The sequence below is a fragment of the Variovorax sp. 3319 genome (genome assembly GCF_031456585.1).
Classification (GTDB): Bacteria; Pseudomonadota; Gammaproteobacteria; order Burkholderiales; family Burkholderiaceae_C; genus Variovorax; species Variovorax paradoxus_P.
The window spans coordinates 1-11,798 of record NZ_JAVDUZ010000003.1 but is presented as its reverse complement, the minus strand read 5'-3'; the positions used below and the strand labels follow the sequence as shown (position 1 = coordinate 11,798).

The following is an 11,798-nucleotide window of genomic DNA, read 5'->3' as shown; positions in this document are numbered from 1 at the left end:
TCAGGAGTTCTTTCATGTTTTTCGCCCCCACCCTTCATACCGCCCGCTTCGCTCCCCGTTCGTACGACCGCGCGTTCGAGCGCTTCGTCAACGAAGCCTTCACCGGCGCCCGCAAGTCCCCGCTCGTCGAACAGGACGAAAAGAGCTGGACGCTCTCCGTCGATGTGCCCGGCCTTTCGCGTGAAGACCTCACCATCGGCATCGAAGGTGCCGTGGTCCGCATCGAAAGCAAGGCCGAAGCCAAGCGCCAGTTCAAGGCGGCCTACGAGTTGCCGCAAGACATCGACGTGAGCTCGAGCGAGGCCAAGCTCGAGAACGGCGTGCTCACGCTGAAGCTGGGCAAGCAAGTGCCGGCAAGCCGCGTCTCCGAGCTGCAGATCAACTGATCTTGCAAAGCCCACGCGAAGAAAGTGTCGTTAACTATTGTTTTTGACTTTGAAGACGCTCCTTATTCACAATAGGACAGTGATTAACGTCACATCATGTGACGTATTCACATTTTTCTTCTTTCTTCTTCGTGGGCGTCTCGCAGACGCACCGAATCGCTGACGGTGCGGATTCGGGTGCCCCTTAAGGCACGCCATGATCACGCACCTCAAGTCAGCCAATGACAATGAACGGTCCGATACGCTCCTGGTCTTCCTGCCAGGCGCTTATCTGAAACCCGACGAATTCGAGCGCGAAGGCTTCATCAGCGCAGTCCAGGAGCGCCACCTGGCCGCCGATTCACTGCTGGTGGACGCCGACGTTTCCTACTACTACGACCAGACCCTCAGCGAGCGCCTGCATGCGGACGTCATCGAGCCGCAGCGCGCCAAGGGCTACAAATCGATCTGGCTCGTGGGCATTTCGATCGGCGGCTTCGGCGCGCTGATCCACGAGTTGTCCAGGCCCGGCTCGGTCGATGGCATCGTCGCGCTGGCGCCCTACCTGGGGCGGCGCGTCCTCGGCGCAGAAATACACAAGGCTGGCGGCCTGCGCACCTGGCAGGCTCCCACCGGGCCTCAACCCGACGAGGAAGTCGATCGCAAGCTGTGGCCCTGGTTCCAGCAATACCTGGAACCCCAAAGGTCCAAGAACCTGCCGCAGCTCTATCTGGGCTTCGGCCTCAGCGACCGCTTTGCAAGCAACCACAAGCTGCTGGCAGATGCGCTGCCCGAAGGCCGGGTCTTCACTACCGAAGGCGGCCATGACTGGCCGCAGTGGCGCCAGCTGTGGCGCAACATGCTCGACGTGCTGCCGGTGCCCTCGCTCGGCCGCTCGCAGCGCCCGGCTGCTACGCGGGCAGCTGCCCCGGCGCCTCGGATGCCGTCAGCGAAGCCATGGGCCATCGCGGCTTGACGTCGAAGGCATAGCGTTCGCTGGCCTGCGCCAGGCCAGACTGCAGCCGCATGGCGGCCGCCATTGCGATCATCGCGCCGTTGTCGGTGCACAGATGCAGCTCAGGGTAGTGCACACGCACGCCGCGCCTGGCACATGCGGCGTTCAGTTGCTCGCGCAGGCTTCGGTTCGCGCCCACGCCGCCCGCAACCACCAGCCGCTTGAGGCCGGTTTGCCCAAGGGCAGCCAGCGACTTTTTCAGCAGCACCTCGACGATGGCGGCTTGCGTGGACGCAGCAAGGTCGGCCTTGGCCGCCTCCAGCCCGTCGCCGAGCTTCTTGGCCTGCGTCAGTACCGCGGTCTTGAGCCCTGCGAATGAAAAATCCAGATCGCCGCTGTGCAGCAGCGGTCGCGGCAGCTTGAACGCCTCGGCATTGCCCTCTTCCGCCAACTTGGCCAGCCATGGGCCGCCCGGGTAAGGCAGGCCCATGAGCTTGGCGCTCTTGTCGAAAGCCTCGCCCGCAGCGTCGTCGATGGTTTCGCCCAGCAACTCGTAGCGCCCCACGCCGTCGACCCGCATCAGCTGCGTATGGCCGCCCGAAACGAGAAGCGCCACAAACGGGAACTCCGGCGGATCCGCGCTCAGGAAAGGCGACAGCAAGTGCCCCTCGAGGTGATGCACCCCGAGCACCGGCTTGCCGAGCGCCGCTCCCAGGGCACACGCAACGCCCGCGCCCACCAGCAAGGCCCCGGCAAGACCCGGGCCGCGGGTATAGGCAACCACGTCGATCTCGCCCAGCGAGCGCCCCGCCTCCGCCATGACCGCTTCGGTCAGCGGCAGCACGCGGCGGATGTGGTCGCGGCTGGCAAGTTCGGGCACCACGCCGCCGTAGGCCTGGTGCATGGCGATCTGGCTGTGCAGCGCGTGCGAGCGCAAGAGCGGCAGCGCGTCGCCGTGCGTTTCAACCAGCGCCACGCCGGTTTCGTCGCAAGATGATTCGATTCCCAGAAGAAGCATTCGCAGGAGTGTAGGCGGCGCGGAATGCCCGTGCGGCACGGATGTTGCAGCAAGCCTTTTGCCTCTCCCTCCCACCATGAAATCCGGACTGAATTTCCTGATCGCCGCCAGAAAGTGCGAAATCGACGAGCTCGACCAGCTCGCGCGCACCAGCGACCTGGTCGGGCTGATCGCACGTCTCGTTCATGCGCTGCAGCGGGAACGCGGCATGTCCAATGTGTTTCTGGCCTCTCGCGGGGGCCGCTTCGCCGACCAGCGCGATCCGCAGATAGCCGAATGCCTGGCACTCGAACAAGAGGTGCGCGCCGGATTCGACCAGCTCGAAACCGAAGGCCGCCCGGGCGCGACCGCGGGCAACAGCGCCCGCCTCTTCAGCCGCATCGCCTGGGTGCTTCCCGGCCTGGATGGCTTGCCCGCGCTGCGCCGCCGCGTCGGCGCGCTCGAATTGACGCCAGCCCAGGCCACGGCCGCTTTCGCCAAGCTGGTCGCAGGCTTGCTGGCAGTGGTGTTCGAGGCCGCTGATGGCGCCACAGACCCCGAAATCTCGCGCCTCCTGGTCGCGATGTTCAACTTCATGCAGGGCAAGGAATTTGCCGGACAGGAGCGCGCCTTCGGGGCTGCGTCGTTGGCAATGGGGCGTACCGACGAGGCGCAGCGCCAGCAATGGCTGCACCTCATCGAACTGCAGGAGCGCTGCTTCCAGGTGTTCATCGACTTTTCGAGCAGCGGCGTGCTTGCGCTGTGGCACCAGAGCCAGTCCGACGCGGTCATGGCCGAAATCGAGCGCCTGCGCCGCATGAGCGTGACCTCGGCCCAGGCGGCTTCGGGGGCCGCGCCCGATGCCCGGCTGAGCCAGAACTGGTTCGACTGCTGCACCCGCCGCATCGACGCCATGAAGACCGTCGAAGACCGGCTGGCAACGGACCTGCGGGAGCTCTGCGCCCGCAAGATCGCGCAGGCCCGCGGCGAACTGCATAAATACCAGCAAGTGCTCGGCACCCTCGCACCGCAGGCGGAAGGCGCCGTCTTCTTCGACGACGCCGGCACCGAGGCCACGGCACCGGCCCAATACGGCCGCCACCTCGAACGCTCGGTGCTCGACATGGTGCAGGAGCAATCGCACCGGCTGCAGGCCATGAGCGAAGAGCTCGAAACGGTTCGTGCCTCGCTCAACGAGCGCAAGCTGGTCGAACGCGCCAAGGGCCTCTTGATGGCACACCGCCGCATGAGCGAGAACGAAGCACACAAGATGCTGCTGCAAACCGCCATGAACCAGAAGCGCCGATTGGTGGACGTGGCCGAATCGATGCTGGCCATGGCCGACTACCTGCCGCTGGACACGACATCGCGGCGCTGAACAGCCGCCTTCATGCGTTCGAAATGGTGCGCCGCACAACAAACGTGCATCGCACCCGCTTCCCGTCTCAGATGACCTTCTCGCCCACTGGCAGCCACTCTTTTGCTGCCTATTCGATAGCAACGAGGTAGCAAAAAGCGGCCGACAAAGCTGGCACGCAGCTTGCTCAAGCAGTACATGGACCCTCGGGTCCGAGGCAGGTGGCACCCAACGGCGGGTGTTGCCCACCGAAATTGGACAAAGGCGTCCCCCATCCCGCAAGGGCTCGTTTTCGAGCAGCCCCTGCGCGGTGCGGGACGCCTTTTTTGTTTTTGTCTTTCCTTTTGTTTGTTGTTGTTCTCAACCGGAGCCCGCCACATGACCGACCTGCTGAAAACCCGCCTCAGCCGCCGCCGCGTACTGCAAGCCGCCGCCATCGGCGCCGTGGGAATCGATCCCGCCCTGCGCGCTGCCGTCTGGGCCCAGGGCTCCGACAAGCCGGAAAAGGAAGAAGTGAAGATCGGATTCATCCCGCTGACCGACTGCGCCAGCGTGGTGATGGCCTCGGTGCTGGGCATCGACAAGAAGTACGGCGTGAAGATCGTGCCAAGCAAGGAAGCCAGCTGGGCCGGCGTGCGCGACAAGCTCTCCAACGGCGACCTGGACATGGCGCACGTGCTCTACGGCCTCGTCTACGGCATGCACCTGGGCCTGAGCGGCCCCAAGAAGGACATGGCCGTGCTCATGACCATCAACAACAACGGCCAGGCCATCACGCTGTCGAAGAAGCTCGCCGACAAGGGCGCCGTGGACGCCGCCTCGCTCGCCAAGCTCATCGCCAGCGAAAAGCGCGAATACACCTTTGCGCAGACCTTCCCCACCGGCACCCACGCCATGTGGCTCTACTACTGGCTGGCATCGGCCGGCATCGATCCGTTCAAGGACGTCAAGAACATTACCGTGCCGCCTCCGCAAATGGTGGCCAACATGCGCGTGGGCAACATGGACGGCTACTGCGTGGGCGAGCCCTGGGGCCAGCGCGCCATCATGGACGGCATCGGCGTAACGGCCATCACCACGCAGGACATCTGGAAGGATCATCCCGAGAAGGTGCTCGGCACCACGGGCGACTTCGTCAAGAAGTACCCCAACACAGCGCGTGCCGTCACCGCGGCCATCATCGAAGCAGGCAAGTGGATCGACACCGGCCTGCAGAACAAGAACAAGATGGCCGAGACCATTGCCGACAAGAGCTACGTCAACACCAGCGTGGATGCCATCAACCAGCGCATCCTCGGCCGCTACATCAACGGCATGGGCAAGAGCTGGGACGACCCCAACCACATGAAGTTCTACAACGGCGGCGCTGTGAGCTTTCCGTACCTGTCGGACGGCATGTGGTTCCTCACGCAGCACAAGCGCTGGGGTTTGCTGAAGGAGCATCCGGACTACCTGAAGGTGGCCGCGGAGATCAACCGCATCGACATCTACAAGCAAGCTGCCGCAGCTACGCAGACGCCCGTTCCCAAGGACGTGATGCGCACCAGCAAGCTGTTCGACGGCTCCGTATGGGACGGCAAGGACCCGAAGAAATATGCCGACTCTTTCAAGATCCACGCTTGAGACGCCAGAGGAGAAACACACCATGGTCAGCGCCGTCTTCCATTCCCCCCTCGACGCCTCGCTCCCTCTCCCTCGTGCGGGAGAGGGCCGGGGTGAGGGTGCGCCCCGCGCCGAAGCCGCCTCCCTCCCTGCCCCACTCGCCAAAGTGAAGAGGGAGCAAAAGCAACGCACATCCATCGACCTGCGCGCCTTCTGGATGCGCGTGCTTCCGCCGCTCGCGGGCTTCGGCCTGCTGGTGCTCATCTGGGAGTTGGTCGCCATGAAGAGCACCACCGGCTTTCCCTCGCCCATGGCCACCTGGCAACAGGCGCTCACGGTGTTCAGCGATCCGTTCTACAGCAAGGGCCCGAACGACCAGGGCGTGGGCTGGAACGTGCTCTCTTCGCTGCAGCGCGTGGCGCTGGGCTTCGGGCTTGCGGCCGCGGTCGGTATTCCGGCGGGCTTTGCCATCGGCCGCTTCGAGTTTCTCTCGCGCATGTTCAACCCGCTGATCAGCCTGCTGCGCCCCGTGTCCCCGCTGGCGTGGCTGCCGATTGGCCTGCTGGTGTTCAAGGGCGCCAACCCGGCCGCCATCTGGACCATCTTCATCTGCTCGATCTGGCCGATGGTCATCAACACCGCCGTGGGCGTGCAGCGCGTGCCGAGCGACTACATGAACGTGGCCAAGGTGCTCAACCTCAGCGAATGGAAGATCTTCACCAAGATCCTCTTTCCCGCCGTGCTGCCCTACATGCTGACCGGCGTACGCCTGGCCGTGGGCACCGCCTGGCTGGTGATCGTTGCGGCCGAAATGCTCACCGGCGGCGTCGGCATCGGCTTCTGGGTGTGGGACGAATGGAACAACCTCAACGTCGCCAACATCATCATCGCGATCTTCGTCATCGGCATTGTCGGCCTGGTGCTGGAGTTCGCGCTCATCAAGCTTGCAACCGCATTCACGTTCGAAGAGGTGAAGTCATGAATGATGATTCGAAGTACATCGAGATCCACGATGTCGAGCAGCGCTTCAAGACCGCCAAGGGCAGCTTCCTTGCGTTGCAGGGCGTCAGCCTGAATGTTGCCAAGGGCGAGTTCGTCACGCTCATCGGCCACTCGGGCTGCGGCAAGTCGACGCTGCTGAACCTGATTGCCGGGCTGACGGCGCCCACGCAAGGCGTGCTTCTGTGCGCCAACCGCGAAATCAAGGGCCCCGGCCCCGAGCGCGCGGTGGTCTTCCAGAACCACTCGCTGCTGCCCTGGCTCACCTGCTTCGAAAACGTGTACCTCGCGGTCGAGCGCGTCTTTGCGGCCACCGAGAACAAGGCTCAGTTGCGCGCACGCACCGATGCGGCGCTCGCGATGGTCGGCCTTGCACCCGCCGCGCAAAAGCGCCCCGGCGAAATCTCGGGCGGCATGAAACAGCGCGTGGGCATTGCACGCGCGCTTTCGATGGAGCCAAAGGTGCTGCTGATGGACGAGCCCTTCGGCGCCCTCGATGCACTCACGCGCGCCAAACTGCAGGACGAACTGCTCGGCATCGTGCAGAAGACCCAGAGCACCGTCGTCATGGTCACGCACGATGTCGATGAAGCGGTGCTGCTGAGCGACCGCATCGTGATGCTCACCAACGGACCGGCCGCCACTATCGGCGAGGTGCTGAAGGTCGATATCGCGCGTCCGCGCAACCGGGTCGAACTGGCCGAAGACCCGGTCTACGTGCACGCCCGCAAGGCCGTGATCGATTTTCTCTACACCCGCCAGGCGCACGTGGAGAAGGTTGCCGCCTGACACCAACAGCGGGGCGCAACCGGAGTCAGGACATGATGACTTGCAGGCTGTGTTCGTACCAGGCGGTAAGTCGCTCGAAAGTGTCGACCAGCACTTCGCTCGACCGCACCAGCGTGGCCCGGCCTTCGGGGCTCTCGAGTGCCTGCACCCCTCCGACAAGGCGCAGCCACTCGTCCCGCGCAGCCGCCAGTGCCGCCCGGATCTCGGGTGAACTGAGCGGCGCGCGCTCCAGTTCGAGTAGCGCCGCCTCGAATTCGTTCATCGTCGGAAGCAGGCGCTCGCGCGAGGTGCCGGCGGCAAGCGCCGAGGCAAGCAATGCATCCTTGGCCAGGCGCTGTGCACGCATGCGCTGCCTCCCGCAGATGTTGACGATGCGCAGCGCACGCCGCGCGCCGGAGGCTTCGAGCGCGTCGGTCAGCGCCTCGGCTGCGGCCAGCAACTCGTCGCCACGCCTGTCGATATCGGCCAGCGCCTGCGGCACCGCACGCGCTGCCAGCGCGGCGGAAAGCCCGCTCCAGGCCGCCTGCACGTCGCCAAGCGCACCCGCACCCGGCGCGCCAAGCTCGAGGGCGGCCAGATGATCCAGGTTCTGCTGCACCCGCTCGACCGATTGCGTGCGCAAGACGCGCGCGCGCTGCACGTCGATGCCGGCCAGCATCTGCGCCGCGATTCGCACCAGCCGTTGCGACAGCATCCGCAACTGCCCGGCGCGGTTGATCGCGTCGGCCCATTGCGCAGCCTCGATCACCGAGCGAGACACCTCGCCGAGCCGCAGGTTGGCGTGCATGGCCGCCCCACGCAGCAAGCCGAAGGCCTCGTCCTCGCCGATGCCGCGGGACGACATCAGCAAGCCCTTGGCGCGGTCGACCCATTTGCGTTCGTCCATGCGCGTGCGAAGGCCGTCCAGCTCGGTGCGGAGCGCCGCCTCGCGCTCCCGGCGTACGGGCGCCAGAACCATCAGCGCGCGAAGCGAGGCGCCGTTGAAAGTTTCAACCGGCAGCCATGCATGCACACCGAGCGCGACCAACGCCTCGTGCTGCGCGCTTTCCAGCGGCGCGCTGACAAGGCTCAGCGCACAAGGGGGCACGCCCTTCCATTCACCGAGAGCACCGAGCAATGCCTGCAACTGTTGCGCCGGCGCGGGCAGCCAGGCAATCACCTGTTGCGGTGCAAGCGCGCTCACCTTCTGCACCAGCGTGTGGCAGGTGGCTCGCTCGCCCGCGGCCACGCCGGCGCTCGCCAGCGCCTGCTGGAGCGCCTCCGGCAGCGGCGCGGACTCGGCGAATTCATTGGGCAGAACGACAAGAAGGGACATCATGGAAAAGCGGTTGAAGGCACGACAAGCATAGGCCAGGCCCGCGCGTTTTCGCGGGCACGTCTCTTGCATCGATCGGGCTGCGGTGTAACGAAGCACCGCTTTGGTGAGGCTGCAGGCTCCTGCATCCGTCCTGGCTGCGCAATGGCCGGGAAGCACCCCCACGCCGACAGCGTCCGCTGCCGGCACCCCGCCCCAACCCCGTCCGTCGACTCGGCCCTCCACAGGCTGCGCCGCGGCATTTCGCACGATTGAACACCATGTCCAGTTTCAGGACCTTCTTGCACTCAGGCCACGGCCCGACGTTGTTCGCGGCCTTTCTGTACTTCTCGTTCTCCTGCTGCATCTGGGTGCTCAACGGCGCCATGGCGCCGTTCATCGGCGAAACCTTCGATCTCTCGCCCGCGCAAAAGGGCCTGATGCTGTCGGTGCCCATCATTGCGGGCGCGCTCATGCGCTTTCCACTGGGCATCCTCTCGCAATACATCGGCCGCAAGAACGCCACCATGGTCGAGATGGGCATGATCGCCGTGGCCATGCTGTTCGGCTTCTTCTTCGTGAAGAGCTTCAACGACCTGCTGGCCATGGGCGTGCTGCTGGGCATTGCGGGCGCCAGCTTCGGCGTGGCGCTTTCGCTGGGCTCGGGCTGGTTTCCGCCGCAGCACAAGGGCCTGGCCATGGGCTTGGTGGGTGCGGGCAACGTGGGCACCGCGGTGTCGGTGCTGGTGGCACCGCCGCTCGCGCAATGGCTCGGCTGGCAGGCGGTGTATGCCGTGGCGGCCGCGGCCATTCTGGTGCCGATGGTGGTGATGGTGGTGTTCGCCAAGGAGCCGCCAGACGTCGACAGCCATGCGAGCTTCCGCGAGCACATCGCCTGCCTGTTCGAGAAAGACGGCTGGGTGTTCAGCCTGATCTACGGCGTGACCTTCGGCGGCTTCATCGGCCTTACGACCTTTCTGCCCTCTTACTACTACGACCAGTTCGGCGTGAGCAAGGTGCAGGCCGGGCAACTCACCATGCTGGCGGCCTTCATGGGGGCGGCGGTACGCATCGTGGGCGGCTGGATCTCCGACCGCTGGGGTGGCGTGAACACGCTCACGGTGGTGCTGCTCGTGGTGGCCGCCGGGCTGGTGCTGGTGGGCATTTCGTCTTCCTCTCTTGCACTCACCACGCTGCTTCTGATCTTGTGCTTTGCCGCGCTGGGCGCAGGCAACGGCGCGCTGTTTCAACTGGTGCCGCTGCGCTGGCCTACCAGCACCGCGGTGGCCGGTTCGATGATCGGCGAGATCGGTGCGCTGGGCGGCGGCCTGGTGCCCAACGCCATGGGCCTGTCGAAGCAATACCTGGGCAGCTACGTGTGGGGCTTCGTGTTCTTCGGCGTGCTGTCGCTCGTCATGCTGGGCGTGATGCGCGTGATGCAGATCCGCTGGACCCGCACCTGGGCCGAAAAAGGTGGCCGCGCACGCACCTCGCCCTCACCTGCTCCAGCCAAGTACACCGCTCCACCGAAGGCGACGCGGCCATGACCCTTTCCCGTTCGCCGTCAGCGTGGCAAAAACAGCAGCCACACCACGAGCAGTGCGTTGAACAGCAACGACACGGCGAGCGCGATCTTGTACAGCGCGGCCGGGTCGCGGCGAATCAGCGGCGTGGCGGGCGGCGCGCCGACCGGGCGGGAAGCACCCCGCTCCAGCGCAAGCAGCATTTCCTCGGCGGTTTCGAAGCGCTCCCTCGGATCGCGCGCAACGGCCTTGCGCACCAGATGGTCGAGCCACACGGGCACATCGGGCCGCAGGCGCGAGAGTGCGACCGGGTCGCGCCGGTAGCGCGCCACCTGGTAGGGCTCGATCTCGCCATAAGGCAAGTGCCCGCCAAGCCACTGATAGAGCGTAACGCCGAGCGCGAACAGGTCGCTGCCGGTGTCGGCATGCGCGCCCTCCCATTGCTCGGGGTTGATGTAGCTGGGCGTGCCCGCATGCAGCTCGCGCTGGGCCGCGCCTTCGCGGCCCGACAGCGCCACCCCCAAGTCGAGAATGCGCCACCGGCCATCGTCGCCCAGATGCAGGTTGCCCGGCTTGATGTCTCGGTGCACCACGCCGTGGCGGTGCAGCCGGCCCAGGGCCTTGGTCACCTGAATGGCAGCAGCAACCACTTCGGCGACGGCACCGCGGCTGCCGGACTTGCGCATCTGCTCCAGCGTGCGGCCGCCATGCCAGTCGAACACGATGTAGAGCGCGCTGGCGTTCTCGGCACGCTCGTGCACACGCACGAAACCGCCGCTTCCTACGCGCTGGCCCAGCCAGGCCTCGTGCGCGAGCATCGCGCGCTCCTGCGGATCGCTGGCGCGCGAGGGGTGCAGCGTCTTGAGCGCCACCAGTTCGCGCGTGGCGGCATTGCGCGCCTGGTAGAGCAGGTGCACGCCGGTGTCGGCCACCAGCGCGGTGACCACGTAGCCGTCGAGCACGTCGCCCACCTTCAGCAAGGGCGGCGGCGCCAGGCGGCGTCCGTCGCCAAGCTCGTCGTCCAGTTGCCGCGGATCGAGGCCGACCACGCGAATGACCAGAGCGGTCGCGTTGTCGCGCGTCGCGGCATCGAGCGCCGCATTCACCAGCGCCTCGCTCGCCTGCTCGGCGCTGCCCTGCAAGGCGAGCGCGGCCAGCCGCTGCGGCTTGAGCACGCCGTGCACACCGTCGGACGTGAGCACGAAGCAATCTCCCACGCGCACGTCGCCCTGCGCATAGTCGACACGCACCTGGTCGTCCAGGCCTATGGCGCGCGTCAACCGGCTGCGCATGTCGGGATGCTCGAAGGCATGGTCCTGCGTGAGCGGCATGGCCGGCTCGCCGCCGACGCGCACGCGCCATGCGCGGGTGTCGCCCACATGCGCCAGCGTATAGCTCTGGCCATGCAGCACCAGCGCCGTGAGCGTGGTGAGCGCCGTAGCGGTGCCCTGGCGACGGCGGTTGTGATCGGCGAGCCAGGCGTTCTGTGCCGCAACCAGGCGGTCGAGCGCAGCGGTCGGCTCCCATGTGGCGGGCGTGGCGAAGTAGTCGGCCAGAAGTCCCATCACGGTGGTCTGTGCCGCTTCCAGGCCGCGTCCGCCGGTGGACACGCCATCGGCAATGGCGGCAATGAGCCCGCGCGACTCGTCGCCCGGCGGTGCGTTGACGGCACCGGCAAAGTCTTCGTTCACTTCGCGCGGCCCGCGCTGGCTGCTGTAGCCGATGTCCACTTCAAAGCTCATGGCGCCATTCTCCATGTGCTTTCCACGTGCTTTGCACGCTCGCCGCGTGCTTCCCTTGCTTGATACGTTGAAAGGCCCCACCCATGAATAAACCCAAGCTCGTGATGGTCGGCAACGGCATGGCCGGCGTGCGCACGCTGGAAGAGCTGCTGAAGCTCGCCCCGGACATGTACGA

At 65.8% G+C, this 11,798-nt stretch carries 10 protein-coding genes; 7 read left to right on the top strand and 3 right to left on the bottom strand.

From position 1 onward, the window contains the following. Positions 1-14: 14 nt before the first annotated feature. Together J2X67_RS07235 and J2X67_RS07230 are read left to right on the top strand one after the other, a co-directional pair. Positions 15-386 (top strand): Hsp20/alpha crystallin family protein, encoded by a 372-nt coding sequence (locus J2X67_RS07235; protein ID WP_309951837.1) that lies wholly within the window; start codon positions 15-17, stop codon positions 384-386. 196 nt (positions 387-582) lie between these two features. After that, positions 583-1,341: an alpha/beta hydrolase-fold protein gene (locus tag J2X67_RS07230; RefSeq protein ID WP_309951836.1), complete on the top strand. Its 759-nt coding sequence runs from the start codon at positions 583-585 to the stop codon at positions 1,339-1,341. Here the strand turns inward: J2X67_RS07230 and tsaD are convergent. After that, entirely contained in the window at positions 1,277-2,338 is a 1,062-nt protein-coding gene (gene tsaD / locus J2X67_RS07225) for a tRNA (adenosine(37)-N6)-threonylcarbamoyltransferase complex transferase subunit TsaD (RefSeq protein WP_309951835.1), read from the bottom strand. The two genes, J2X67_RS07230 and tsaD, sit on opposite strands and share 65 nt — an antisense overlap. Before the next feature lie 76 nt (positions 2,339-2,414). Between tsaD and J2X67_RS07220 the strand changes: the two genes are divergently transcribed. The 4 genes from J2X67_RS07220 to J2X67_RS07205 all read left to right on the top strand — a co-directional run bounded on the left by J2X67_RS07220 (position 2,415) and on the right by J2X67_RS07205 (position 7,064). Continuing rightward, on the top strand, positions 2,415-3,695 hold the full coding sequence (locus J2X67_RS07220; RefSeq protein ID WP_309951834.1) for a nitrate- and nitrite sensing domain-containing protein: 1,281 nt from the start codon (positions 2,415-2,417) through the stop codon (positions 3,693-3,695). Between the two features lie 357 nt (positions 3,696-4,052). Then, positions 4,053-5,297, top strand: coding sequence for a CmpA/NrtA family ABC transporter substrate-binding protein (locus J2X67_RS07215; protein ID WP_309951833.1), 1,245 nt, complete (start codon positions 4,053-4,055; stop codon positions 5,295-5,297). Between the two features lie 22 nt (positions 5,298-5,319). Further along, on the top strand, positions 5,320-6,258 hold the full coding sequence (gene ntrB, locus J2X67_RS07210) for a nitrate ABC transporter permease (RefSeq protein ID WP_309951832.1): 939 nt from the start codon (positions 5,320-5,322) through the stop codon (positions 6,256-6,258). Next, positions 6,255-7,064, top strand: coding sequence for an ABC transporter ATP-binding protein (locus tag J2X67_RS07205; protein ID WP_309951831.1), 810 nt, complete (start codon positions 6,255-6,257; stop codon positions 7,062-7,064). Before ntrB ends, J2X67_RS07205 begins: the two co-directional genes overlap by 4 nt. Positions 7,065-7,089: 25 nt before the next feature. On the opposite strand, the gene J2X67_RS07200 is transcribed toward J2X67_RS07205, so the two are convergent. Beyond that, a complete protein-coding gene (locus J2X67_RS07200; protein ID WP_309951830.1) occupies positions 7,090-8,382 on the bottom strand; it encodes a type IV pili methyl-accepting chemotaxis transducer N-terminal domain-containing protein in 1,293 nt (430 codons plus the stop codon). Between the two features lie 257 nt (positions 8,383-8,639). Here J2X67_RS07200 and J2X67_RS07195 point away from each other — a divergent pair, with 257 nt between their 5' ends. After that, on the top strand, positions 8,640-9,905 hold the full coding sequence (locus tag J2X67_RS07195; protein ID WP_309951829.1) for an MFS transporter: 1,266 nt from the start codon (positions 8,640-8,642) through the stop codon (positions 9,903-9,905). A 17-nt stretch (positions 9,906-9,922) separates the two neighbouring features. Here J2X67_RS07195 and J2X67_RS07190 read toward each other — a convergent pair whose 3' ends face one another. Then, positions 9,923-11,623, bottom strand: coding sequence for a bifunctional protein-serine/threonine kinase/phosphatase (locus J2X67_RS07190; RefSeq protein WP_309951828.1), 1,701 nt, complete (start codon positions 11,621-11,623; stop codon positions 9,923-9,925). Positions 11,624-11,798: the final 175 nt, after the last annotated feature.